This window comes from Pseudomonas ogarae (genome assembly GCF_014268695.2).
Taxonomy (GTDB): domain Bacteria; phylum Pseudomonadota; class Gammaproteobacteria; order Pseudomonadales; family Pseudomonadaceae; genus Aquipseudomonas; species Aquipseudomonas kilonensis.
Genome location: NZ_CP077086.1, coordinates 4,332,461 through 4,357,162, shown reverse-complemented (window position 1 = coordinate 4,357,162; position 24,702 = coordinate 4,332,461). Strand labels below are relative to the sequence as shown.

General features: G+C 61.3%; 27 protein-coding genes. 11 read left to right on the top strand and 16 right to left on the bottom strand.

The features are described 5' to 3' along the window. Positions 1 to 24: 24 nt before the first annotated feature. Positions 25 to 471: an NUDIX hydrolase gene (locus HU749_RS18975; RefSeq protein ID WP_014337685.1), complete on the bottom strand. Its 447-nt coding sequence runs from the start codon at positions 469 to 471 to the stop codon at positions 25 to 27. Between the two features lie 160 nt (positions 472 to 631). On the opposite strand from HU749_RS18975, the gene HU749_RS18970 reads away from it, so the two are divergent. After that, entirely contained in the window at positions 632 to 802 is a 171-nt protein-coding gene (locus HU749_RS18970; protein WP_172898902.1) for a hypothetical protein, read from the top strand. 216 nt (positions 803 to 1,018) lie between these two features. On the opposite strand, the gene HU749_RS18965 is transcribed toward HU749_RS18970, so the two are convergent. Beyond that, a complete protein-coding gene (locus HU749_RS18965; protein ID WP_079302258.1) occupies positions 1,019 to 3,244 on the bottom strand; it encodes an NADP-dependent isocitrate dehydrogenase in 2,226 nt (741 codons plus the stop codon). 482 nt (positions 3,245 to 3,726) lie between these two features. Between HU749_RS18965 and icd the strand changes: the two genes are divergently transcribed. Beyond that, complete coding sequence (gene icd, locus HU749_RS18960) at positions 3,727 to 4,983, top strand: NADP-dependent isocitrate dehydrogenase (RefSeq protein WP_046064959.1); 1,257 nt, start codon at positions 3,727 to 3,729, stop codon at positions 4,981 to 4,983. 80 nt (positions 4,984 to 5,063) lie between these two features. Here the strand turns inward: icd and HU749_RS18955 are convergent, their stop codons facing one another. Next, the gene (locus HU749_RS18955) at positions 5,064 to 5,333 is read right to left on the bottom strand and encodes a cold shock domain-containing protein (protein WP_079302257.1); all 270 of its coding nucleotides are present in this window, start codon (positions 5,331 to 5,333) and stop codon (positions 5,064 to 5,066) included. Between the two features lie 226 nt (positions 5,334 to 5,559). On the opposite strand from HU749_RS18955, the gene clpS reads away from it, so the two are divergent. Continuing rightward, entirely contained in the window at positions 5,560 to 5,922 is a 363-nt protein-coding gene (clpS, locus tag HU749_RS18950) for an ATP-dependent Clp protease adapter ClpS (protein ID WP_003180089.1), read from the top strand. Positions 5,923 to 5,951: 29 nt separating this feature from the next. Beyond that, the gene (gene clpA / locus HU749_RS18945; RefSeq protein ID WP_003203340.1) at positions 5,952 to 8,222 is read left to right on the top strand and encodes an ATP-dependent Clp protease ATP-binding subunit ClpA; all 2,271 of its coding nucleotides are present in this window, start codon (positions 5,952 to 5,954) and stop codon (positions 8,220 to 8,222) included. Between the two features lie 244 nt (positions 8,223 to 8,466). Here clpA and infA read toward each other — a convergent pair whose 3' ends face one another. The 4 genes from infA to trxB form a co-directional block, all read right to left on the bottom strand. Further along, complete coding sequence (gene infA, locus HU749_RS18940) at positions 8,467 to 8,685, bottom strand: translation initiation factor IF-1 (protein ID WP_002553999.1); 219 nt, start codon at positions 8,683 to 8,685, stop codon at positions 8,467 to 8,469. Positions 8,686 to 8,807: 122 nt separating this feature from the next. Next, positions 8,808 to 9,515 carry an arginyltransferase gene (locus HU749_RS18935; RefSeq protein WP_014337689.1) on the bottom strand — a complete coding sequence of 236 codons (708 nt, stop codon included), beginning with the start codon at positions 9,513 to 9,515 and terminating at the stop codon, positions 8,808 to 8,810. Between the two features lie 57 nt (positions 9,516 to 9,572). Next, positions 9,573 to 10,253, bottom strand: coding sequence for a leucyl/phenylalanyl-tRNA--protein transferase (aat, locus tag HU749_RS18930; protein WP_095962334.1), 681 nt, complete (start codon positions 10,251 to 10,253; stop codon positions 9,573 to 9,575). An 81-nt stretch (positions 10,254 to 10,334) separates the two neighbouring features. Beyond that, positions 10,335 to 11,294 carry a thioredoxin-disulfide reductase gene (trxB, locus tag HU749_RS18925; protein WP_095962335.1) on the bottom strand — a complete coding sequence of 320 codons (960 nt, stop codon included), beginning with the start codon at positions 11,292 to 11,294 and terminating at the stop codon, positions 10,335 to 10,337. Between the two features lie 308 nt (positions 11,295 to 11,602). Between trxB and HU749_RS18920 the strand changes: the two genes are divergently transcribed. The 6 genes from HU749_RS18920 to cysG all read left to right on the top strand — a co-directional run bounded on the left by HU749_RS18920 (position 11,603) and on the right by cysG (position 19,183). Further along, entirely contained in the window at positions 11,603 to 14,008 is a 2,406-nt protein-coding gene (locus tag HU749_RS18920) for a DNA translocase FtsK (RefSeq protein WP_095974705.1), read from the top strand. A 57-nt stretch (positions 14,009 to 14,065) separates the two neighbouring features. After that, entirely contained in the window at positions 14,066 to 14,689 is a 624-nt protein-coding gene (gene lolA, locus HU749_RS18915; protein ID WP_186649798.1) for an outer membrane lipoprotein periplasmic chaperone LolA, read from the top strand. A gap of 106 nt (positions 14,690 to 14,795) precedes the next feature. Next, positions 14,796 to 16,121, top strand: a complete 1,326-nt coding sequence (locus HU749_RS18910) for a replication-associated recombination protein A (RefSeq protein WP_186649801.1) — start codon at positions 14,796 to 14,798, stop codon at positions 16,119 to 16,121. Continuing rightward, positions 16,118 to 16,492: a fluoride efflux transporter CrcB gene (gene crcB / locus HU749_RS18905; protein ID WP_095962337.1), complete on the top strand. Its 375-nt coding sequence runs from the start codon at positions 16,118 to 16,120 to the stop codon at positions 16,490 to 16,492. Before HU749_RS18910 ends, crcB begins: the two co-directional genes overlap by 4 nt. Positions 16,493 to 16,507: 15 nt before the next feature. After that, positions 16,508 to 17,788: a serine--tRNA ligase gene (gene serS, locus HU749_RS18900; protein ID WP_186649803.1), complete on the top strand. Its 1,281-nt coding sequence runs from the start codon at positions 16,508 to 16,510 to the stop codon at positions 17,786 to 17,788. After that, positions 17,789 to 19,183, top strand: a complete 1,395-nt coding sequence (cysG, locus tag HU749_RS18895) for a siroheme synthase CysG (RefSeq protein WP_186649805.1) — start codon at positions 17,789 to 17,791, stop codon at positions 19,181 to 19,183. A gap of 137 nt (positions 19,184 to 19,320) precedes the next feature. Here the strand turns inward: cysG and HU749_RS18890 are convergent, their stop codons facing one another. The 8 genes from HU749_RS18890 to HU749_RS18855 all read right to left on the bottom strand — a co-directional run bounded on the left by HU749_RS18890 (position 19,321) and on the right by HU749_RS18855 (position 23,523). Continuing rightward, positions 19,321 to 20,325, bottom strand: a complete 1,005-nt coding sequence (locus HU749_RS18890) for a glutathione S-transferase family protein (RefSeq protein ID WP_186649807.1) — start codon at positions 20,323 to 20,325, stop codon at positions 19,321 to 19,323. 88 nt (positions 20,326 to 20,413) lie between these two features. Next, a complete protein-coding gene (locus HU749_RS18885; RefSeq protein ID WP_186649809.1) occupies positions 20,414 to 21,415 on the bottom strand; it encodes a glycosyl transferase family protein in 1,002 nt (333 codons plus the stop codon). Further along, on the bottom strand, positions 21,412 to 21,747 hold the full coding sequence (locus HU749_RS18880) for a TusE/DsrC/DsvC family sulfur relay protein (protein ID WP_046064135.1): 336 nt from the start codon (positions 21,745 to 21,747) through the stop codon (positions 21,412 to 21,414). The genes HU749_RS18885 and HU749_RS18880 overlap by 4 nt, the downstream gene beginning before the upstream one ends. Further along, a complete protein-coding gene (gene tusB, locus HU749_RS18875) occupies positions 21,744 to 22,037 on the bottom strand; it encodes a sulfurtransferase complex subunit TusB (protein WP_186649811.1) in 294 nt (97 codons plus the stop codon). Before tusB ends, HU749_RS18880 begins: the two co-directional genes overlap by 4 nt. Further along, complete coding sequence (gene tusC, locus HU749_RS18870) at positions 22,037 to 22,399, bottom strand: sulfurtransferase complex subunit TusC (protein ID WP_079302250.1); 363 nt, start codon at positions 22,397 to 22,399, stop codon at positions 22,037 to 22,039. Before tusC ends, tusB begins: the two co-directional genes overlap by 1 nt. After that, complete coding sequence (gene tusD, locus HU749_RS18865; RefSeq protein WP_095962338.1) at positions 22,399 to 22,791, bottom strand: sulfurtransferase complex subunit TusD; 393 nt, start codon at positions 22,789 to 22,791, stop codon at positions 22,399 to 22,401. Before tusD ends, tusC begins: the two co-directional genes overlap by 1 nt. 133 nt (positions 22,792 to 22,924) lie before the next feature. Further along, positions 22,925 to 23,260: a DUF6388 family protein gene (locus tag HU749_RS18860; RefSeq protein WP_186649813.1), complete on the bottom strand. Its 336-nt coding sequence runs from the start codon at positions 23,258 to 23,260 to the stop codon at positions 22,925 to 22,927. A gap of 2 nt (positions 23,261 to 23,262) precedes the next feature. Further along, entirely contained in the window at positions 23,263 to 23,523 is a 261-nt protein-coding gene (locus HU749_RS18855) for a hypothetical protein (RefSeq protein ID WP_014337702.1), read from the bottom strand. 142 nt (positions 23,524 to 23,665) lie between these two features. Between HU749_RS18855 and HU749_RS18850 the strand changes: the two genes are divergently transcribed. Beyond that, positions 23,666 to 24,016, top strand: a complete 351-nt coding sequence (locus tag HU749_RS18850) for a hypothetical protein (RefSeq protein WP_014337703.1) — start codon at positions 23,666 to 23,668, stop codon at positions 24,014 to 24,016. Positions 24,017 to 24,180: 164 nt separating this feature from the next. Here the strand turns inward: HU749_RS18850 and HU749_RS18845 are convergent, their stop codons facing one another. Beyond that, the gene (locus tag HU749_RS18845; RefSeq protein ID WP_095962339.1) at positions 24,181 to 24,612 is read right to left on the bottom strand and encodes a GNAT family N-acetyltransferase; all 432 of its coding nucleotides are present in this window, start codon (positions 24,610 to 24,612) and stop codon (positions 24,181 to 24,183) included. Between the last annotated feature and the right edge of the window lie 90 nt (positions 24,613 to 24,702).

Below are 24,702 nucleotides of genomic sequence, written 5' to 3'. Positions count from 1 at the left end.
TCTATCAGGCCCGGGCGCGCAAGGCTAAAGAGAAGGACGGATCAGCGTCAGACTGTGGCGGTGGCCGGCCAGATAATCGTCGATGCAGCGGATGATCAGCTCGCTGCGCCAGTGCTCGCGCTGCTCGAGCAGTTCGTCGCGGGTCAGCCATTTGGCCCCGAGGATGCCGTCGTCCAGTTGATACTCGGGATGGTGTTTCAAGGCCTTGGCGGCGAAACAGACGCGCTGGTAGGTCACGCCGTTGCTGGGGGCGGTGTACAGGTAAATGCCGGTGACGCTGGTGGGTTCGACGTCCCAGCCGGTTTCTTCCAGGGTTTCGCGTACGGCGGCTTCGATCAGGGTTTCGTTGGGGTCCAGGTGGCCGGCGGGCTGGTTGAGTACCGCGCGTCCGGCCTTGGATTCTTCCACCATCAGGAAGCGGCCGTTGTCTTCGACGATGGTGGCGACGGTGATGTGGGGTTGCCAGTTCATAAGGTTCCTTCATTGCTCAGATTGGGGGGGGTCGAGTACATATCCGTTTTTGTAGTAACGGCCGCTTAGGGTTCCGCCCTGACGGCGGGTCACTTTCGAAAAGCGCGAAAGTAACCAAAGCGCTTTTGCCCCACCACTCGGCGCCTCGCTTGGGCTCGGCATGCCCTCACTCCGGCATTGCTCCGTGGGCCGCCGCGAAGGGCCATCCATGGCCCAGCGCGGCTATCCCGGCATCCATGCCGGGATGCCCACTCCACAATGCCTGCGTTCGGCCATCGTGGTTAACGGGGCGCCCGAGATCAAGATCAAGATCAAAAGCGAGGCGGCCTAACAGCCGGCCTGGTTCTCCCGGTCGTACACCCGTCAGATCTGTTTGAGCAGGACCTGTGGGAGCAAAGCTTGCTCGCGATAGCGGTGTGTCAGTCAATATTTGAATTGAATGATGAATTGCAATCGCGAGCAAGCTCGCTCCCACAGGGGTGGGTTCTAGATGCCAGAAACACAAACCCCGGCACAAGGCCGGGGTTCGTGGTGCTTCCTTACAACCTTACACCAGCGCAGCAATCGCCGCGTTGAAGGTGTTGCTCGGGCGCATGGCCTTGCTGGTCAGTTCCGGGTTGGCGAAGTAGTAACCGCCGATGTCCACGGGCTTGCCTTGGACGGCATTGAGTTCGGCAACGATTTTTTCTTCGTTGTCGGTCAATGTCTTGGCCAGGGAAGCGAACTGAGCCTTGAGGGCAGCGTCGTCGTCCTGGGCGGCCAGTGCCTGGGCCCAGAACAGGGTCAGGTAGAAGTGGCTGCCGCGGTTGTCGATGCCGCCGACCTTGCGCGAAGGCGACTTGTTGCGGTCCAGGAACTCACCGGTAGCCTGGTCCAGGGTCTTGGCCAGCACCAGTGCTTTCGGGTTGTTGTAGGTCACGCCCAGGTGCTCGAGGGACGCGGCCAGGGCCAGGAACTCGCCCAGGGAATCCCAGCGCAGGAAGTTTTCTTCCAGCAACTGCTGCACGTGCTTGGGTGCCGAGCCGCCAGCGCCGGTTTCGAACAGGCCACCGCCGTTCATCAGCGGCACGATCGACAGCATCTTGGCGCTGGTGCCCAGTTCCATGATCGGGAACAGGTCGGTCAGGTAGTCGCGCAGTACGTTGCCGGTCACCGAGATGGTGTCCTTGCCTTCGCGGGTGCGGGCCAGGGTGAACTTCATCGCGTCGACCGGCGACATGATGCGGATGTCCAGGCCGGCAGTGTCGTAGTCCTTCAGGTAAGTCTGGACTTTCTCGATCACGACGCCGTCATGGGCGCGCATCGGGTCCAGCCAGAAGATCGCCGGGGTGCTGCTGGCGCGGGCGCGGTTGACGGCCAGTTTGACCCAGTCCTGGATCGGCGCGTCTTTGGTCTGGCACATGCGGAAGATGTCGCCAGCTTCGACGCTCTGCTCCAGCAGGGGGCGGCCGTTGCTGTCCGAAACACGGACCACGCCGTCGACCTTGATCTGGAAGGTCTTGTCGTGGGAGCCGTACTCTTCGGCTTTCTTGGCCATCAGGCCAACGTTCGGCACGCTGCCCATGGTGGTTGGGTCGAAGGCGCCGTGTTGCTTGCAGTCTTCGATCACCGCCTGGTAGATGGTGGCGTAGCAGCGATCCGGGATCACGGCCTTGGTGTCGTGCAGCTGGCCGTCGGTGCCCCACATCTTGCCGGAGTCACGGATCATGGCCGGCATCGAGGCGTCGACGATGACGTCGCTCGGCACGTGCAGGTTGGTGATGCCTTTGTCGGAGTTGACCATCGCCAGGGATGGGCGTGCCGCGTAGACCGCCTGGATGTCGGCTTCGATCTGCGCCTGCTGCTCGGCCGGCAGGGCCTTGATGCGGGCGTACAGGTCGCCGATGCCGTTGTTCAGGTTGAAGCCGATCTGCTCCAGCACTTGTGCGTGCTTGGCCAGGGCGTCTTTATAGAACTCGGCAACGATCTGGCCGAACATGATCGGGTCGGAGACCTTCATCATGGTGGCCTTGAGGTGAACCGACAGCAGGACGCCTTTTTGCTTGGCGTCTTCGATTTCAGCGGCGATGAAGTCACGCAGGGCGTTTTTGCTCATCACGGCGCAGTCGAGGATCTCACCGGCTTGTACGGTGGTTTTTTCCTTCAGGACAGTGGCAGTGCCGTCCTGGGCGATCAGCTCGATTTTCACGCTGCCGGCGGCGTCGATCAGGGCGGCTTTTTCGCTGCCGTAGAAATCGCCGGTGCTCATGTGGGCCACGTGGGACTTGGAGTCGGCTGCCCAGGCTCCCATTTTGTGCGGGTGCTTGCGGGCGTAGTTCTTGACCGACAGCGGCGCGCGACGATCGGAGTTGCCTTCGCGCAGGACCGGGTTCACGGCGCTGCCCTTGATCTTGTCGTAGCGGGCGCGGGCGTCTTTCTCGGCGTCGCTGCTCACGGTTTCCGGGTAGTCCGGCAGTGCGTAGCCCTGGGCCTGCAATTCCTTGATCGCGGCCTGCAGTTGCGGCACCGAGGCGCTGATGTTCGGCAGCTTGATGATGTTGGCTTCAGGCGTAACGGCCAGGTCGCCCAGTTCGGCGAGGTGGTCGGCTACGGCTTTGTCACCCAGTTGCTCGGGGAAGCTGGCCAGGATGCGCCCTGCGAGGGAGATATCGCGGGTTTCCACGGCGATATCGGCCGAAGCGGTAAAGGCTTCGACGATCGGCAGCAGCGAATAGGTGGCGAGGGCGGGCGCTTCGTCGGTGAAGGTATAGATGATCTTCGAGCGGGTGGGCATATTCGGATTAACTCTCTTCTTTGCTAAAGCATGCGCAGAAACTCGAGGGGCGCCGGGTAAGCGCGTTCGTTCAAAGTCATCCGTGAACCGAATGTCGAGGTTTCTTCGCGGTGATGTTGGGTGCATCAGTCGAGCGTCAAGCGGTTGGGCCGCGGTAACGGTCCGGCTTTTAAACTGGCGGAAAGTCCTGTGATAGAGCGCTCAGCCAGCGTGACCCTGTGGTCAGCGGCGGCATTATACATAGGTAGCTGGCAATCTGCCGATGGTTCATAGACTTCCGTACACGTCCATTGGTCTAAACGTCGCAGTACCCAAGGAGCGGACTATGCTCATGTTTGGCGCTTTTCCCTTGGTTTTCAGGGTTGTACACCGCGAACTGCAACCCTTTACCCCGGATGAGCCTAACGTAGGGTTTGCGCGCCGATTCAACTGGGGTACGCTCGAACGCAGCCAGATGTTCAATCCAAGCAATGGAGTTCAGCATGGGGTATCAAAAGATTCAGGTTCCAGCCGTCGGTGACAAAATCACCGTCAATGCAGACCATTCTCTTAATGTTCCCGACAACCCGATCATCCCCTTCATCGAAGGCGACGGCATTGGCGTCGATATCAGTCCGGTCATGATCAAGGTTGTGGACGCTGCGGTTCAGAAGGCCTATGGCGGCAAGCGCAAGATTTCCTGGATGGAAGTCTATGCCGGTGAGAAAGCGACTCAAGTCTACGACCAGGACACCTGGCTGCCCCAGGAAACCCTGGACGCGGTCAAGGATTACGTGGTTTCCATCAAGGGCCCGCTGACCACGCCGGTGGGCGGTGGTATCCGTTCGCTGAACGTGGCCCTGCGCCAGCAGCTCGACCTGTACGTGTGCCTGCGTCCGGTGCGCTGGTTCGAAGGCGTGCCAAGCCCGGTCAAGAAGCCTGGCGACGTGGACATGACGATCTTTCGCGAGAACTCCGAGGACATCTACGCTGGCATCGAGTGGAAAGCCGGTTCGGCTGAAGCCACCAAGGTCATCAAGTTCCTGAAAGAAGAAATGGGTGTGACCAAGATCCGTTTCGACGAGGACTGCGGCATCGGCGTCAAGCCGGTTTCCAAGCAGGGCACCAAGCGCCTGGCTCGCAAGGCTTTGCAATATGTTGTCGACAACGACCGCGAGTCGCTGACCATCGTGCATAAAGGCAACATCATGAAGTTCACCGAAGGTGCCTTCAAGGAATGGGCCTACGAAGTGGCGGCCGAGGAGTTCGGCGCGACCCTGCTCGACGGCGGGCCGTGGATGCAGTTCAAGAACCCGAGGACCGGCAAGAACGTCATCGTCAAGGATGCCATCGCCGATGCGATGTTGCAGCAGATCCTGCTGCGTCCGGCTGAATATGACGTGATCGCCACCCTGAACCTGAACGGTGACTACCTGTCCGACGCCTTGGCGGCGGAAGTGGGCGGTATCGGTATTGCGCCGGGCGCCAACCTGTCCGACACCGTGGCAATGTTCGAAGCCACCCACGGTACCGCGCCCAAGTATGCCGGCAAGGACCAGGTCAACCCGGGCTCGCTGATCCTCTCGGCGGAAATGATGCTGCGTCACATGGGTTGGACCGAAGCGGCCGACCTGATCATCAAGGGCACCAACGGCGCGATTTCGGCCAAGACCGTGACCTATGACTTCGAACGCCTGATGGAGGGTGCCAAGCTGGTGTCGTCCTCGGGCTTCGGTGATGCCCTGATCTCGCACATGTAAGCGAATCGGCGCTCAGCGCAAATGCCCGGCTCGAGTGATCGAGTCGGGCATTTTCATGTGTCCGGGGTGGCGACGGCCGGTCAGTGGGTCTCGGTGACCCTGGCGTTGACAGGAGCGGGCGCATCTTCGGCGGTGACAAGCCTGATGTTGACCGCGTGCAGGCCCTTGGGTCCCTGGATGACGTCGAACGTCACAGGCTGTCCGGCCTTCAGGGTTTTATAGCCTTCCATGTTGATGGCCGAGTAATGGGCGAAAAGGTCTTCATCGTCCCTGCCGGCCGCGATAATGAAACCGTAGCCCTTGGCATTGTTGAACCATTTCACCTTGCCATTCATCTTGACGACCGACATAAGCCATTTCCCTCTGCAACGCACTCCATCACTGGAGTATCATCCAGTCCATCCGCAGGCTAATCTTGAAGTAAGGATAGATTCCACGGACCTTTTTAACCCACGATGGGCTCTATTGGTTGTAACACCGTTTTGCCGATAGTCAAGGTGGCCGGGTGGTCGTGGTTGAAATCGCCCACAAGCGCCCCCATCACTGTATTCGCCAACTAAACGAACCTTTCTTTCCATGCATGCAGTCAGCCAGATTCGACTAACATTCAATCAGGATCGCCCGGATCTACACGACGACGATTCCGCAGGCATTGCTGTTCAGGAAGCAAAGCCTGCATTACAGGCGCCACCGATGTACAAGGTGGTTTTGTTCAACGATGACTACACACCGATGGATTTCGTCGTCGAAGTGCTCGAGGTGTTTTTTAACCTGAATCGGGAGCTGGCGACCAAGGTCATGCTGGCCGTCCATACAGAGGGACGGGCAGTATGTGGAGTGTTTACCCGCGACATCGCCGAGACTAAGGCCATGCAGGTCAACCAGTACGCCCGGGAAAGCCAGCATCCGCTACTCTGTGAAATCGAGAAGGACGGTTAACGCCGACCACTTGGGTATGAGGTGAAGCTATGTTAAACCGCGAGCTCGAAGTCACCCTCAATCTTGCCTTCAAGGAGGCTCGTTCGAAGCGTCATGAATTCATGACCGTCGAACACCTGCTGCTGGCCCTATTGGATAACGAGGCTGCCGCCACCGTTTTGCGTGCCTGCGGCGCGAACCTCGACAAACTCAAGCATGATCTGCAGGAGTTCATCGACTCCACCACGCCACTGATCCCCGTCCATGACGAGGATCGCGAAACCCAGCCAACCCTGGGCTTCCAGCGTGTCCTGCAGCGTGCTGTCTTCCATGTACAGAGCTCGGGCAAACGTGAAGTCACCGGCGCCAACGTGCTGGTTGCCATCTTCAGCGAGCAGGAAAGCCAGGCGGTGTTCCTGCTCAAGCAGCAGAGCGTTGCGCGTATCGATGTCGTCAACTACATCGCCCATGGCATCTCCAAGGTGCCGGGGCATGGCGATCATTCCGAGGGTGAGCAGGATATGCAGGACGACGAGGGCGGTGAGTCTTCTTCTTCAGGCAACCCATTGGATGCCTATGCCAGCAACCTGAACGAACTGGCACGCCAGGGCCGCATTGACCCACTGGTCGGGCGCGAAGCGGAAGTCGAGCGTGTTGCCCAGATCCTGGCTCGGCGTCGCAAGAACAACCCATTGCTGGTGGGCGAGGCGGGTGTGGGCAAGACCGCAATCGCCGAAGGCCTGGCCAAGCGCATCGTCGACAACCAGGTGCCGGACCTGCTGGCCAACAGCGTGGTGTATTCCCTCGACCTGGGTGCCTTGCTGGCCGGTACCAAGTACCGCGGCGATTTCGAGAAGCGCTTCAAGGCGTTGCTCGGCGAGTTGAAAAAACGTCCGCAAGCGATCCTGTTCATCGACGAAATCCACACCATTATTGGTGCTGGTGCAGCGTCGGGTGGGGTCATGGATGCGTCGAACCTGCTCAAGCCGTTGCTGTCGTCGGGTGATATCCGTTGCATCGGCTCGACCACGTTCCAGGAATTCCGCGGGATCTTCGAGAAAGACCGTGCCCTGGCCCGGCGTTTCCAGAAGGTCGATGTGTCGGAGCCTTCGGTGGAAGACACCATTGGTATCCTGCGCGGCCTGAAAGGGCGTTTCGAGCTGCACCACAACATCGAATACAGCGATGAAGCCCTGCGCGCGGCGGCTGAGCTGGCCTCGCGTTACATCAACGACCGGCACATGCCGGACAAGGCCATCGACGTCATCGACGAAGCGGGTGCCTACCAGCGCCTGCAACCGGTGGAGAAACGCGTCAAGCGCATCGAAGTCCCTCAGGTCGAGGACATCGTGGCGAAAATCGCGCGGATTCCGCCTAAACACGTCACCAGTTCCGATAAGGAGTTGCTGCGTAACCTGGAGCGTGACCTGAAGCTGACGGTGTTCGGCCAGGATGCGGCCATCGACTCGCTGTCGACCGCCATCAAGCTGTCCCGCGCCGGTCTCAAGTCGCCGGACAAACCGGTGGGTTCGTTCCTGTTCGCCGGTCCGACCGGTGTCGGCAAGACCGAGGCCGCACGGCAGTTGGCCAAGGCGATGGGCATCGAGCTGGTTCGCTTCGACATGTCCGAGTACATGGAGCGCCACACCGTGTCGCGTCTGATCGGTGCGCCTCCAGGCTATGTCGGTTTCGACCAGGGCGGCCTGCTGACCGAAGCCATCACCAAGCAGCCACACTGCGTTTTGTTGCTCGACGAAATCGAGAAGGCGCATCCGGAAGTCTTCAACTTGCTCCTGCAGGTCATGGATCACGGTACGCTCACCGATAACAACGGACGCAAGGCGGACTTCCGCAACGTGATCATCATCATGACCACGAACGCCGGTGCCGAAACCGCGGCTCGCGCTTCGATCGGTTTCACCCATCAGGACCACTCGTCCGATGCGATGGAAGTGATCAAGAAGAGCTTCACGCCTGAATTCCGCAACCGCCTGGACACCATTATCCAGTTTGGTCGCCTCAGCCATGAAGTCATCAAGAGCGTGGTGGACAAGTTCCTCACCGAACTTCAGGCGCAGCTCGAAGACAAGCGTGTATTGCTGGAAGTCACCGATGCGGCCCGCAGTTGGCTGGCAGAGGGTGGTTACGATGTGACGATGGGTGCGCGGCCGATGGCTCGCTTGATCCAGGACAAGATCAAGCGTCCGCTGGCCGAGGAAATCCTCTTTGGCGAACTGGCCGAGCATGGCGGTGTGGTGCACATCGACATCAAGGACGGCGAACTGACCTTCGACTTCGAAACCACGGCCGAAATGGCCTGACCGTTAGTCGCAACACAGCAAAAGGCGCCGAAAGGCGCCTTTTCGCTATTCCATGCCCACACCATGCCCTGTTGTGGGCATGGCAAGATTATGTTTCACCGCCAATCCCCTGTGGGAGCGAGCTTGCTCGCGAGGGTGTCGCCCCATTCGGCATCGATGCGTACTGACCCACCGCTATCGCGAGCAAGCTTGGCTCCCACAAACAAAAACGCCCGGCATCAGCCGGGCGTTTTGTATTGACTTGTTAGCGAGCGCGGTAAGTGATGCGCCCTTTGCTCAAGTCATAGGGCGTCAGCTCGACGCGCACTTTGTCACCGGTAAGAATACGAATGTAGTTCTTGCGCATCTTGCCGGAGATATGCGCGGTTACGACGTGCCCATTTTCCAACTCCACACGAAACATGGTGTTGGGCAGGGTGTCGACGACAGTGCCTTCCATTTCGAAGCTGTCTTCTTTCGACATGCAGTAAAGCCCTCGGTATCCAGTGAATGGCCCGGTGCAACTGCGCCAGGCAAAAGCGGCGTGCATTGTGCCCGAAAAAGGGGGTTCAAGCCAAGGGGTTCTAGCTTTTAAGCCGAAGGGGTCTAACTCAGGACAACCCACCGCTGGTTAATCAGCAGTTCAATGGGGCGATATTGGGTCTTGTAGTTCATTTTCTTGCAGTTCTTGATCCAGTAGCCCAGGTACACCGCTTCCAGTCCCAGGCGCCGGGCTTCGTTGATTTGCCAGAGGATGGCAAAGCGCCCCAGGCTGCGCCGTTCTTCGTCCGGCTCGTAGAAGGTGTACACCGCCGAAAGCCCATTGGGCAGCAGGTCCGTGACGGCGATGGCGACCAGGCGTCCGTCCAGGCGGAACTCGTAGAAGCGAGAAAACGGCAGGTCACGCACCAGGAAGGTCGAGAACTGATCCCGACTGGGCGGGTACATGTCGCCATCGGCATGGCGTTGTTCGATGTAGCGCTGATACAGGTCGAAATATTCTTCGGTGAACTGCGGCTTGGCCGGACGGACCTGCAGGTCGGCGTTGCGCTTGAAAATGCGTTTCTGCTGGCGATTGGGCAAAAATTGCGCCACGGGGATGCGCGCCGGGACGCAGGCGTTGCAATGCTGGCAATGGGGCCGGTAGAGGTGATCGCCGCTGCGACGAAAGCCCATTTCCGACAGGTCTGCATAGACATGCACATCCATGGGCTGGCTAGGGTCGAGGAACAGCGTCGTGGCCTGCTCCTCCGGCAGGTAACTGCAAGAGTGGGGCTGAGTGGCATAGAACTTCAAACGCGCCAACTCGGTCATGATCGACCCTCGGGATAAGCTTTGAATTTAATTGTAAGCCAGGAGCGCGAATGTCGCTCAGCAAACCCATGTCGCATGGTTGGGTTGGTCCAGATGCGCCTTTAGATAACCAGCAAACTCACTGCGTGGGATCGACCGTGCGCCGAGGCTGTGCAGGTGTTCGGTGGGCATCTGGCAGTCGATCAGCACGAAACCTGCGGCCTTGAGGTGTTGGACCAGCCTCGCGAAGCCGAATTTCGACGCATTGTCGGCCCGGCTGAACATGGACTCGCCAAAAAACAGCTGGCCCATGGCCAAGCCATACAGGCCGCCCACCAACGCCCCTTGGTCCCACACTTCCACCGAATGGGCGAAACCGCGTCGGTGCAGTTCCAGATAAGCGGTTTGCATGGCGTCGGTGATCCAGGTGCCCTCGGCATAGTCCCGCGGCGCGGCGCAGGCCTGGATGACCGCCGCAAAATCCCGATCGAACGTGACTTCATAGCGCTGCTTGCGCAGCAGTTTGCCCAGGCTGCGGGATATGTGCAGTTCGTCGGGAAACAGCACCGTGCGCGGGTCCGGCGACCACCAGAGGATCGGCTGCCCTTCGGAAAACCATGGGAAGCAACCATGGCGATAGGCCTGGATCAGCCTGTCGGCGGATAGATCGCCACCGGCGGCCAATAACCCATTGGGGTCGCGCATGGCTTTTGCCAGTGGCGGGAACTCGAAGCTGTTGCGTTGTAACCAGGTCAGCATGGGTATCCGGTTTAGTAGAAGGGGAGGGCGGCAGGTGGCGGGCTTCGCCCATCGGCGAGCGCCCGCCTGGAAGGTTAACCGTCAAACGGCAGGGATGTCATCGAGATACTTCTCTGCGTCGAGTGCGGCCATGCATCCGGCGCCAGCGGAGGTAATCGCCTGGCGATAGACGTGGTCGGCCACATCGCCGGCGGCGAACACGCCTTCGATATCGGTCGCGGTGGCGTTGCCTTCGCTGCCGCCACGCACGAGCAGGTAGCCCTCACGCATCTTCAACTGGCCCTGGAACAGTTCGGTATTGGGTTTATGGCCGATGGCAATGAACACGCCGGCCAGGGACAGGGTGCTGGTTTCGCCGGTCTCACTGTGGCGCAGGCGCGCGCCAGTCACGCCGCTGGCGTCGCCCAGGACTTCATCCAGGTTCTGGTTCCAGTGCAGCTTGATATTGCCGCTGGCGGCCTTTTCGAAGAGTTTGTCCTGCAGGATCTTCTCTGAACGCAGCTTGTCGCGACGGTGGATCAGGTGCACTTCCCTGGCGATGTTCGACAGGTACAGGGCCTCCTCGACTGCGGTATTGCCGCCGCCGACCACGGCCACCACCTGGTTGCGATAGAAAAAGCCATCGCAGGTCGCACACGCCGAAACCCCTTTGCCGGCGAAGCTTTCTTCCGAAGGCAGCCCCAGGTATTGGGCCGAGGCACCGGTGGCAATGATCAGCGCATCACAGGTGTAGGTGCCGCTGTCGCCGATCAATTCGAATGGGCGCTGTTGCAACTTGGCGGTGTGGACATGGTCGTAGACGATCTGCGTGTCGAAGCGCTCGGCGTGCCGTTGCATGCGTTCCATCAGTACCGGGCCCGTCAGGCCTTCGACATCGCCGGGCCAGTTGTCGACTTCCACCGTGGTGGTGAGCTGGCCACCGGCCTGCAGGCCGGTAATGACAACGGGTTTGAGGTTGGCGCGGGCAGCATAGACGGCCGCGCTGTACCCCGCAGGGCCGGAACCGAGAATGATCAGGCGTGAATGCTTCACTTCGCTCATAAAAAACACCTCATAAGCCTTTGTCACAAAAGAGAATGCATGGTCCAATTGGCGCGTGTACACCCTGTATCCGGCTATGCTGTCAGGCAATGCCTTGGCGCGGACAAACCCGTACAATGCTTGAGTTTTGAACGCAGGATGGGCTAAAGATCAAAATCTTCGGCAACACCTGCGGTTTTCTGGATGCACCTCACAGTGGTAAAAGTAGTACCGGTTGTGCACATTCACTTTTTTACCTGCTCGTCATGGGCAGTTTTTTATAGTCATTCAACAGATGGACGCGCCGTTGGCGCAGGAAAAGAAGCGTTTTGAAGAAATCCACCGCAGCACCCAAACCAGTCGTTCCGCTCTGGCGCCAGCAATTGCACTACCGGCTCAAGGAAGGTGCGTTGATCGCCATCGGTGCCCTGTGCCTGTTCCTGATGATGGCCCTGCTGACCTACGGCAAGGACGATCCGGGCTGGAGCCATAACAGCAAGATCGACGACGTGCAGAATTTCGGCGGTCCGGCCGGTTCCTACAGCGCCGACATCCTGTTCATGGTGCTGGGCTATTTCGCCTACATCTTCCCGCTGCTGCTGGCGATCAAGGCCTACCAGATCTTCCGCCAGCGCCACGAGCCGTGGCAGTGGAGTGGCTGGCTGTTCTCCTGGCGCCTGATCGGCCTGGTGTTCCTGGTGTTGTCGGGGGCCGCGCTGGCCCATATCCATTTCCACGTGCCCACCGGCTTGCCGGCCGGGGCGGGCGGGGCGCTGGGGGAAAGCCTCGGCGACCTGGCCCGTAACGCCCTGAACATCCAGGGCAGCACGCTGCTGTTCATCGCCCTGTTCCTGTTCGGCCTGACGGTATTCACCGACCTGTCCTGGTTCAAGGTCATGGACGTCACCGGCAAGATCACCCTCGACCTGATCGAACTGATCCAGGGCGCCATGAACCGCTGGTGGGCGGCGCGTACCGAGCGCAAGCAACTGGTGGCGCAACTGCGTGAAGTCGACGACCGGGTCCACGACGTGGTGGCCCCGACGACGCCGGACAAGCGCGAGCAGGCCAAGGTCAAGGAGCGCCTGATCGAGCGTGAGCAGGCGTTGAGCAAGCACATGTCCGAGCGCGAGAAGCAGGTGCCGCCGGTCATCACCATGGCCCCGGCCAAGCCGCCGGAGCAGAGCAAGCGCGTGCAGAAAGAGAAACAGGCGCCGCTGTTCGTCGACAGTGCGGTGGAAGGCACCTTGCCGCCGATCTCGATCCTGGACCCGGCCGAGAAGAAACAGCTCAACTATTCCCCCGAATCCCTGGCGGCCGTCGGCCATCTGCTGGAGATCAAGCTCAAGGAGTTCGGTGTCGAGGTCTCGGTGGACTCGATTCACCCGGGCCCGGTGATCACCCGCTACGAAATCCAGCCGGCCGCCGGCGTGAAGGTCAGCCGCATCTCCAACCTCGCGAAGGACCTGGCGCGTTCCCTGGCCGTGACCAGCGTGCGGGTGGTGGAAGTGATTCCCGGCAAGACCACCGTGGGCATCGAGATTCCCAACGAAGACCGGCAGATCGTGCGCTTCTCCGAAGTGCTGTCGACGCCTGAGTATGACAACCACAAGTCGCCGGTCACCCTGGCCCTGGGCCACGACATCGGTGGCAAGCCGGTCATCACCGACCTGGCGAAAATGCCTCACCTGCTGGTGGCCGGTACCACCGGTTCCGGTAAATCGGTGGGCGTGAACGCGATGATCCTGTCGATTCTGTTCAAGTCCGGCCCGGAAGACGCCAAGCTGATCATGATCGACCCGAAAATGCTCGAGCTGTCGATCTACGAGGGTATCCCGCACCTGCTGTGCCCGGTGGTCACCGACATGAAGGACGCCGCCAACGCCTTGCGTTGGAGCGTCGCCGAGATGGAGCGCCGCTACAAGCTGATGGCGAAGATGGGCGTGCGCAACCTGTCGGGCTTCAACGCCAAGGTCAAGGAAGCCGAAGAAGCCGGTACGCCGTTGACTGACCCGTTGTATCACCGCGAAAGCATTCACGACGAAGCGCCGCTGCTGCACAAGCTGCCGACGATCGTGGTGGTGGTGGACGAATTCGCCGACATGATGATGATCGTCGGCAAGAAGGTCGAAGAACTGATCGCCCGTATCGCCCAGAAGGCCCGTGCGGCCGGTATCCACCTGATCCTCGCCACACAGCGGCCGTCGGTGGATGTGATCACCGGCCTGATCAAGGCCAACATCCCGACCCGCATGGCGTTCCAGGTGTCGAGCAAGATCGACTCGCGGACCATCATCGACCAGGGCGGCGCCGAGCAACTGCTTGGCCACGGTGACATGCTCTACATGCCGCCGGGCACCAGCCTGCCGATTCGAGTGCATGGCGCGTTCGTCTCCGACGACGAAGTGCACCGCGTGGTGGAGGCCTGGAAACTGCGTGGCGCTCCTGAATACAACGACGACATTCTCAACGGTGTCGAAGAAGCCGGCAGCGGTTTCGAGGGTAGCAGCGGCGGCGGTGACGACGATGCTGAAACCGATGCGCTCTATGACGAAGCGGTGCAGTTCGTCCTGGAGAGCCGCCGGGCCTCGATTTCTGCCGTTCAGCGCAAGCTGAAGATTGGCTACAACCGCGCCGCCCGCATGATCGAAGCCATGGAAATGGCCGGGGTGGTGACGGCCATGAACACCAACGGCTCGCGTGAAGTGCTGGCGCCGGGCCCGATGCGCGACTAACGACCCGGGCGGCCTGCTGACACGCCGCTCGACCCCCACGACTTCATGAGGACTCCCATGCGCCTGATTCGCATGTTGCTGTTGCCCGTACTGGCCTTGTCTACTTTGTCGGCCCACGCCGGCGAAAAGGATGTGGCTCGCCTGACCCAATTGCTGGGAAGCTCCCAGACCCTGACGGCACGTTTCTCCCAGTTGACCCTCGATGGCAGCGGTACCCAGTTGCAGGAAACCGCTGGCGACATGGCCCTGCAGCGTCCAGGCCTGTTCTACTGGCACACCGATGCGCCAGCCGAGCAACTGATGGTCTCCGACGGCAAGAAAGTTTCCCTGTGGGACCCGGACCTGGAGCAGGTCACCATCAAGACCCTCGACCAGCGCCTGACCCAGACGCCGGCACTGCTGCTCTCCGGTGACATTTCCGAGATCAGCCAGAGCTTCGAGATCACCTCCAAGGAGGCCGGTGGCGTGATTGACTTCACCCTCAAGCCCAAGACCAAGGACAGCCTGTTCGACAGCCTGCGCCTGTCGTTCCGCAACGGCCTGGTCAACGACATGCAACTGATCGACAGTGTCGGCCAGCGCACCAATATCCTGTTCACCGGGGTCAAGGCCAACGAGCCGATCGCGGCATCCAAGTTCAAGTTCGACATCCCCAAGGGTGCGGATGTGATCCAGGAATAAACCCAATACCCCCTGTGGGAGCAAGCTCGCTCCCACAATGGATTATTGTGGTGTTCAATTGTTTAACTGATCGGCAACAGGACCCTGCGGAGGTTTTGTAGTAATCATGGACCTGTTTCGAAGCGCCCCGATTGCCCAGCCATTGGCCGCCCGCCTGCGCGCGACCAATCTGGATGAGTATGTCGGCCAGGAACATGTGCTCGCCCGTGGCAAGCCTCTGCGCGAGGCCTTGGAGCAGGGTGCGTTGCACTCGATGATCTTCTGGGGTCCGCCTGGCGTGGGCAAGACCACCCTGGCGCGACTGCTGGCGGAAGTCTCGGACGCGCATTTCGAAACGGTGTCGGCGGTGCTGGCCGGGGTCAAGGAGATCCGCCAGGCGGTGGAAGTGGCCAAGCAGCAGGCCGGGCAATACGGCAAGCGCACGATCCTGTTCGTCGACGAAGTCCACCGTTTCAACAAGTCCCAACAGGACGCGTTCCTGCCCTACGTCGAAGACGGTACGCTGATTTTCATCGGCGCGACCACCGAAAACCCCTCGTTCGAACTCAACAACGCCTTGCTGTCGCGAGCGCGGGTCTATGTGCTCAAGAGCCTTGACGAGCCGGCGATGCGCAAGCTGGTGCATCGCGCGCTGACCGAGGAGCGCGGCCTGGGCAAGCGGCATTTGAGCCTCAGCGATGAAGGCTTCCAGATACTGTTTTCAGCCGCCGATGGCGACGGCCGGCGCCTGCTCAACCTGCTGGAAAACGCCTCGGACCTGGCCGAAGACGACAGCGAGATTGGCGTCGAGCTGCTGCAAAGCCTGCTGGGCGATACCCGTCGGCGCTTCGATAAGGGTGGCGAGGCGTTCTACGACCAGATTTCGGCACTGCACAAGTCCATCCGCGGTTCCAACCCCGACGCGGCCTTGTACTGGTTTGCGCGCATGATCGACGGCGGCTGCGATCCGCTGTACCTGGCGCGGCGGGTGGTGCGCATGGCCAGCGAAGACATCGGCAATGCCGACCCGCGGGCGCTGAGCCTGTGTCTGGCGGCCTGGGACGTGCAGGAGCGCCTCGGCAGCCCGGAAGGTGAGCTTGCCGTGGCCCAGGCGATCACCTACCTGGCGTGCGCGCCGAAGAGCAACGCCGTGTACATGGGCTTCAAGGCGGCGATGCGCAGCGCTACCGAGCACGGCTCGCTCGAGGTGCCGCTGCACCTGCGCAACGCGCCGACCAAGCTCATGAAGCAACTGGGCTACGGCGAGGAATACCGTTACGCCCACGATGAGCCGGACGCCTATGCCGCCGGTGAAGACTATTTTCCTGATGAGCTCGAACCCCAGCGGTTCTACCAGCCGGTCCCCCGTGGCCTTGAGCTGAAGATCGGCGAGAAACTCAACCACCTGGCGCAACTGGATCGCCTGAGCCCACGGCAGCGGAGAAAACCTTGATCCCTTTGATTCTTGCAGTCTCTGCCGGCGGTGTTGCCGGCACGTTGTTGCGCTTCGCCACCGGCAATTGGGTCAATGCAAATTGGCCCCGGCACTTCTATACCGCGACGCTGGCCGTTAATATCGTGGGCTGTCTGCTGATCGGCGTTCTTTACGGTCTGTTTTTGATGCGCCCGGAAGTGCCCATCGAGGTGCGTGCCGGGCTGATGGTTGGCTTTCTCGGCGGCCTGACGACTTTTTCATCCTTTTCACTGGATACGGTGCGCCTGCTGGAAAGCGGGCAGGTGCCGCTGGCCCTGGGCTATGCGGCCATCAGCGTATTCGGCGGGCTGCTCGCGACCTGGGCTGGCCTGTCCTTGACCAAACTTTGATAACGAGAGACCGACATGCTCGATTCCAAACTGTTACGTAGCAACCTTCAGGACGTAGCGGACCGCCTGGCTTCCCGTGGCTTTGCCCTGGACGTCGCGCGCATCGAAGCGCTGGAAGAACAGCGCAAGACCGTCCAGACTCGCACCGAAGCCCTGCAGGCTGAACGTAACGCGCGCTCCAAGTCCATCGGCCAGGCCAAGCAGCGCGGTGAAGACATCGCGCCGTTGATGGCCGATGTCGAGCGCATGGCGGGCGAATTGAGCGCTGGCAAGGTCGAGCTGGACGCGATCCAGACCGAGCTGGATTCGATCCTGCTGGGCATCCCGAACCTGCCTCACGAATCGGTACCGGTCGGTGAAGACGAAGAGGGCAACGTCGAAGTGCGCCGTTGGGGCACGCCGAAAGCCTTCGATTTCCCGGTGCAGGACCACGTGGCCCTGGGCGAGAAATTCGGCTGGCTGGACTTCGAAACCGCCGCCAAGCTGTCGGGCGCTCGTTTTGCCTTGCTGCGCGGGCCGATTGCCCGTCTGCACCGGGCCCTGGCGCAGTTCATGATCAACCTGCACGTCACCGAGCATGGCTACGAAGAGGCCTACACGCCTTACCTGGTCCAGGCGCCGGCGCTGCAAGGCACCGGTCAGTTACCGAAGTTCGAGGAAGACCTGTTCAAGATCAGCCGCGAAGGCGAGGCTGACCTGTACCTGATCCCGACTGCCGAAGTGTCGCTGACCAACATCGTGGCCGGCGAAATCGTCGACGCCAAGCAACTGCCGATCAAGTTCGTCGCCCACACGCCGTGCTTCCGCAGTGAAGCCGGGGCGTCGGGTCGTGACACCCGCGGCATGATCCGCCAGCACCAGTTCGACAAGGTCGAGATGGTCCAGATTGTCGAGCCGTCGAAATCCATGGAAGCGCTGGAAAGCCTGACCGCCAACGCCGAGAAGGTCCTGCAACTGCTGGAGCTGCCGTATCGCACCCTGGCGCTGTGCACCGGTGACATGGGCTTCAGTGCGGTCAAGACCTACGACCTGGAAGTCTGGATCCCGAGCCAGGACAAGTACCGCGAGATTTCCTCGTGCTCCAACTGCGGCGACTTCCAGGCCCGCCGCATGCAGGCGCGTTTCCGCAATCCGGAAACCGGTAAGCCGGAACTGGTCCATACCCTCAATGGCTCCGGCCTGGCGGTGGGTCGTACCCTGGTGGCCGTGCTGGAAAACTACCAGCAGGCCGACGGTTCGATCTGTGTGCCTGAAGTGTTGAAGCCCTACATGGGCGGCATCGAGGTCATCGGCTAAATGGACTATTTGCCACTGTTCCACAACCTGCGCGGCAGCCGCGTGCTGGTGGTCGGCGGCGGGGAGATAGCCTTGCGCAAGTCCCGCCTGCTGGCTGATGCCGGCGCGTTGCTGCGGGTGGTCGCACCCGACATCGAACCGCAGTTGCGGGAACTGGTCAGTGGCAGCGGCGGTGAATGCATCCTGCGTGGTTACGTCGAGGCGGACCTGGACGGCTGCGGTTTGGTCATCGCCGCCACCGACGACGAACCGCTCAATGCCCAGGTCTCGGCCAATGCTCATAAGCGTTGCGTGCCGGTCAACGTGGTGGACGCGCCGGCCCTGTGCAGCGTGATCTTCCCGGCGATCGTCGACCGCTCACCCTTGGTGATCGCGGTGTCCAGCGGCGGCGACGCGCCGGTGCTGGCGCGGCTGATCCGGGCCAAGCTGGAAACCTGGATTCCGTCGACCTACGGGCAGTTGGCTGGGCTGGCGGCGCGTTTTCGCAGCCAGGTCAAAGGCTTGTTTCCCGATGTGCAGCAACGACGGGCGTTCTGGGAGGAAGTGTTCCAGGGCCCTATCGCTGACCGGCAACTGGCCGGGCAGGGCGCTGAAGCCGAGCGCCTGCTGCGGGAAAAGATCGATGGCCAGGCGCCGAACGCGCCGGGCGAAGTTTATCTGGTGGGGGCCGGGCCCGGCGATCCGGACCTGTTGACCTTCCGCGCCTTGCGCTTGATGCAGCAGGCAGACGTGGTGCTGTACGACCGCCTGGTGGCGCCGGCGATCCTTGAACTGTGCCGGCGCGACGCCGAGCGCATCTACGTTGGCAAGCGCCGCTCCGAACACGCCGTGCCCCAGGACCAGATCAACCAGCAATTGGTGGACCTGGCCCGACAAGGCAAGCGAGTGGTGCGGTTGAAGGGCGGCGATCCGTTCATCTTCGGGCGCGGCGGCGAAGAGATCGAAGAACTGGCGGCCCATGGCATCCCGTTCCAGGTCGTCCCGGGCATCACCGCGGCCAGTGGTTGCGCGGCCTACGCCGGGATCCCACTGACCCATCGCGACTACGCCCAATCGGTGCGTTTCATCACCGGCCATCTCAAGGACGGCACCAGCGACTTGCCATGGGCCGACCTGGTGTCGCCGGCGCAGACGCTGGTGTTCTACATGGGCTTGGTCGGCCTGCCGATGATCTGCAGCGAGCTGATCAAGCATGGCCGTGCGGCGGATACGCCAGCGGCGTTGATCCAGCAGGGCACGACGTCCAACCAACGGGTCTTTACCGGAACTTTGGCGGACTTGCCACGGCTGGTGGCCGAGCACGAAGTGCATGCGCCGACCCTGGTGATCGTCGGGGAAGTGGTGCAACTGCGCGAGAAGCTGGCGTGGTTTGAAGGGGCTCAAGGCCAGGTCTGAAGACCGCGTCGCCCCCTTCGCGAGCAAGCCCGCTCCCACATTTTATCGCGTTCAGCCGAAGAATAAGGCCTACGCCGATCCAATGTGGGAGCGAGCTTGCTCGCGATGAGGCCCTCAAATACAGCGAAAACCCAGGATCAATCCCCAGCCCCACGCCAAATCCCTTTCCCACTCAACCTTCCCCGATCATGGGCGACCGTAAAGTCCTGCTTCGGCCCCTTGGGCACGATCCCATTGGGGTTGATGGTCTTGTGGCTGCCGTAGTAATGGCCCTGGATGTGGGTGAAATCCACGGTCTCGGCAATGCCTGGCCACTGGTACAACTCCCGCAGCCAGTTCGACAGGTTCGGATAATCGGCGATGCGCCGCAGGTTGCATTTGAAGTGACCGAAATACACCGCGTCGAAGCGGATGATCGTAGTGAATAGGCGAATATCCGCCTCGGTCAGGTATTCGCCAGCCAGGTAACGGCGGGTTCCCAGCAGCGCCTCCAGCCAATCCAGTTCGGCAAATAGCCGGTCGAAGGCTTCTTCATAGGCCGCTTGGGTCGTGGCGAATCCGGCCCGGTACACACCGTTGTTCACCGCCGGGTAGATCCGCTCGTTCAAGGCGTCGATATCGCGGCGCAGGTGTTCGGGATACAGGTCCAGGCCGTTGCCGGTCAAGCCGTCGAAGGCACTGTTGAACATGCGGATGATTTCCGCCGATTCATTGTTGACGATGCGTTGTTGGCGTTTGTCCCACAGCACCGGCACGGTGACGCGGCCGGTGTAGTCCGGCGTGTCGGCGGTGTAGCGCTGATGCAGGAAGCTCAGGTTGTCGAGTTTGTCGCCAGTGGAGCCGTGGGCCTTGTCGAAGGTCCAGCCGTTTTCCAACATCAGGTAGCTGAGCACCGACACATCGATCAAGTTTTCCAGGCCCTTGAGCTTGCGAAAGATCAGCGTGCGGTGAGCCCAGGGGCAGGCCAGGGAGACATACAAATGGTAGCGCCCAGCCTCGGCGGCAAAGCCGCTCTCACCCGAAGGGCCGGCGCTGCCGTCGGCAGTCACCCAGTGACGGCGTTGCGCCTGTTCGCGCTGGAAGGTGCCGTCCTTGCTTTCATACCACTGATCCTGCCAGCGGCCCTCGACTAACAAACCCATCTCGATCTCCTCGGCCAATAAACGTTGGAGGCGAGTCTATTCCGATAGGTTTGAAGTAAAAGTGCAAAGGTTGGGCGCTAATGATCGGTTAAATCGAACGATCCCGGGCATCCCAATACTGCCGGGCTTTGTCGAACGCTTCTTCGCGCGCCAGGCCCAGGCCACGCAAGGCCAGGGCCATGGTGGCGATCAGCGCCAGTTGTGGGTAGCTGTCCTCGACGTCGCCACGCCAGATCGCCTTCAAGTGCTCGGGATCGAGGTTTTCCGGTTTGACGTGGCGCTGCTCGGCCAATCGCGGCCATTCTTCGTCCCAACTGGCGCCGCCGGTGGTGCCGTACAGGTGGCTGTCGGCGTCCGGGTTGATTTCGATCTCGCCGCCGTCGCCCTTGATGACGATGGCGGTATCACCGAGCAAACCGCTGGCATCGCGGTGCACGGCCTGATACCCCGGGTGGAAAATGCTTTGCAAGCCGCAACGGGCCGCCAGTGGATTGAGGATGCGTGCCAGGGAGTGGATCGGCGAGCGCAGGCCCAGGGTGTTGCGCAGGTCGATCATCCGTTGCATCTGCGGTGCCCAGTCCACCAGCGGCATGAAGGCCAGGCCGCCGTTGTCCAGTGCGCTGCCGACCTGCTGCCAATCCCGGCACAGTGGGATCTGCAGCAAGCCCAGCAATTGTTCGGTGTAGAGCCGGCCTGCCGTGTGAGCGCCGCCGCCGTGCATGAAAATCCGCACGCCGTTCTGCCCAAGGCACTTGGCCGCCAGCAGGTACCACGGCAAATGGCGTTTCTTGCCGGCGTAGGTCGGCCAGTCGAGGTCCACCGCCAACGCCGGGACCACCAGGCGTTCACGCAGGGCTTCGGTGAAACCGGCCATTTCCTCGGCACTTTCTTCCTTGTGTCGCAGCAGCATCAGGAAGGCGCCCAGCTGGGTGTCCTCGACCTTTTCGTCGAGCACCAGGCCCATGGCTTCGCGGGCTTCCTCGCGAGTCAGGTTGCGGGCGCCGCGCTTGCCTTTGCCAAGGATGCGCACGAACTGGGCAAACGGGTGTTCGGCCGGGGTCTCAAGGGTCAGCGATGGAAAGTCGGTCATAAGCAATTCGTCGGTTTGGGCAGGCCCGCCAGCTTGGCGGCGAGTTTGGCGGGAGTGCCTTTGAACAATCGGTTCAGGTGCAGGCTGTTGCCTTTGTCCGCGCCCAGCTTCAGTGCCGTGTACTTGATCAGCGGCCGGGTCGCGGGGGAGAGCTGGAATTCGTTGTAGAAGCCGCGCAGCAGTTCGAGGATCTCCCAGTGTTCGGGGCTCAGTTCGATGTCTTCGGCGGTTGCCAGGGCCGTGGCGACCTCGGCCGACCAGTCGTCAAGGTCGGCCAGGTAGCCGTCCTTGTCCAGCGCGATGGCGCGGTCGCCGACGTTCAGCGTCTTCATAGCCAGGTGTTGACCTTGGCGTGCTCGATCGACAGCTCGACAAAACCTGAGTAGTTGATGGCTTCGGCCCAGTCTGGCGTGTCCAGGGCACGGGCCTGGAGGTCTTCGGCGAGCACGAACAGGTTTACGCCAGCGGCCTGCAGCACTTCAAACGGTGGGCTGCCCGGTTGCAACGCGTACGTCGCGTCACCGCACAGCAGCAGCGCATCCTGATTGCCTAGTATCCGCAGGCAACTGGCGAGGCGGTTATCGCCGAAGGGCGAATGAGACAACACATGCAAAGTCGACATCAGAGGGTGATCACCTGGTCGTAACGGTCAATGAGCGCGGCGATTTGCGGCGCGGTCAGTGCTTTCACGTCGCCCAACGCCAGGGTATCAGTGGCGATACCCCGTTCGACGGCGCTGTCGGCACAGAGGAACAGGTCCTCGACGCCGAACATCGGCAACGCCTGCAGGTTGGCGCTCAGGTCCTTTTGCTGGACCGCCTTGGCGTTTTGGCCAACTGTGAGCTGGAACACTCCGTCATCGAGAAACAGCAGGCCGATAGGCAGGTCGAACGCACCGCCGGCCAGGACGATGTCCAGCGCTTCACGGGCGCCGGGGCCCGACCATGGGGCCTGGCGGCTGATGAGCAATAAAGACTTGGCCATCACGCGCCTCCAAAACAGATCAAACGGTCGGCGTCCTGGATCGCATCGTGCAACTGACCCAGCCCGGACAAGGCCCAGGGCGCCTCGACACTGGCCGCCGAACGCTGGTAGCGCTGGGCCTCTTCCTTGTTCAACACCCCACGGCGCAACGCCGCCGCGATGCAGACCACGCCGTCGAGCTGGTTGTCGCTGACAAAGGTTCGCCACTGCTGGGGCAGGTCTTGTTCATCCTGAGGCGTGACGACACTGGCGCAGGCGTTATAGACGCCGTCCTGATAGAAAAACAGCCGCACGATCTCATGCCCACCCGCCAGCGCCGCCTGGGCAAACAGCAAGGCACGGCGCGAGGAGGGCGCATGGGCGGCGGAAAACAGCGCGATGGCGAACTTCATGACAGATCCGATCAGCAAAACTGCGGCCATGATAAAGCTTTATGGGCGGTGGGGCGATTGCCAGGAACGGGGGGCGAGACCTGTTTGGTTCAGGGGCATTTAAAGGATGCTCCTACAGGCCACATGGATGTGCTCAGTCCTGGGGTTTGAGGCCATTCAACTCGCAATACTCCGCCCATTCCATCCCCGCCATCTCCGCCACTTCCTTGTGCACCTCCAGGCGCTGGGCCTGGTAGTCCTGAGGCGAGGCGGCGGTCAGTTGCAGGGTCAGTTCCCAGGCAAACAGGCCCAGGCGCTCGGCCTCGGCTTCGAAGGCTTCATGCAACCGTTCGGCGCGGTACTGCGCGGCGGTCTCGCCCTTGGCCTGGGCCAGCAGCGGGTTGAGGTGGTCCAACTCGATGCGCAGCTCGGGGCGCTCATCGAGAAATATTTCCAGGGCCCGTTCGTGTTGTTGTTCGGTTGCCGCCATGGTCACTCCTTGGGGGATGCAGACTGCTTCTTGCTGGCCTTGGCCGCAGCCGCCAGGCATTCGAGGGCGAATTGTTCGGTGTAGGTCATCTGGATCGGCGTGGTTTCGCCCTTGACGGTACGTTCGCCGTCGAGGATGTAGCGAATCCGCTTGTCGGTGACGCCGATGCGCTTGGCGATCCAGGACGGTGTCTGGCCGATCTGGCTGATCAGTTTGTCGGCGTATTCGGCGGTGGGTTTGTAGAATTCGGCGTTGGGGGTCATGGGGTGTTCCGCGTGGCTGGTGGCAATGGCGCGACAGGGTGCGCGAATCGCAGGGCGATGTCCCGTGTAAATTTCAGTAAAGCAGCACGAAGGCCCGGGTCGCAGTGCTACAGTCCGTTTTTTTTCTCGATGAGTGAACGCAATGCGAATGTTGACGGTGGCCCTGGCCGCAACCTTGCTGGCCGGCTGTGCGGGTTCGGCGATGAACGAGGCCCGGACCCAGGCCCCTTACAAGACCCTGACCTCGGACAAACCCGAACAGATCGTGGCCCAGTGCGTGCAGTTCTCCTGGCAGGACGAAGCGGTGTTCGGTGTCGATGCCGGCGCCTACCTGCAACCGGGCAAGAAGGGTGGCTCGACGGTCTACACCCGCTCTGCCGAATCGTTTGTCGATTTGCATGCCGGTGCGACTGGCACCGAGTTGAGTTATTACGCCAAGCATGACGACTTCGTGGCCAAGCGCCGGTTGGCGGCGTTGGCGACGTGTCTTTAAGCAGATAGACCGATCGCGAGCAGGCTCGCTCCCACAGAGGATTGGCGGTGAATCCGGCCCCCTTGTGGGAGCGAGCTTGCTCGCGATGGCGGTGGGTCAGACGACAGAAATGTTGACTGCTAGATGGTTATCGCGAGCAAGCTCGCTCCCACAGGGTTTGCGTTTCAATCTGTAGGCGTCAGGCGTTTCTGAAAGAAGAAGCGCTGGTGGCCCGGGGGGTAGTCGTCAATCTGGCCGCACTCGGTGAAGCCTTGCCTGCGGTAGAACTCCGGCGCCTGGAAGTCGAAGGTGTCCAGCCAGATGCCCACGCAGTTTTTCTCCCGGGCCAGTTCTTCGGCCATCTGCATCAGGGTCGAGCCGGTGCCCTGGCCCCGGGCCTGTTCAGGTACCACCAGCAGCTCGATATACAGCCAGCGAAAAAACACTCGACCATACAGCCCACCGACAATGTCGCCTTGTTCGTCCCGCACCAGCCAGGCCACCAGTTCAGGTGCACTTCCACCGGTCTGGGCCGTGTTATAGGCGCGTAGCGGCGCGAGGATGGCCTGGCGTTCCTGGTCGGTGGGTGTATCCGTGCGTTCGATTCGTAGCGTCATCGGCGATGTCCTTATTCAGTCAAGATGAACCGCAGGAGCCTATCCCAAAGGCTGCCGTGGCGTCACCCAGTCGGCGGGGAAACAGGCGCA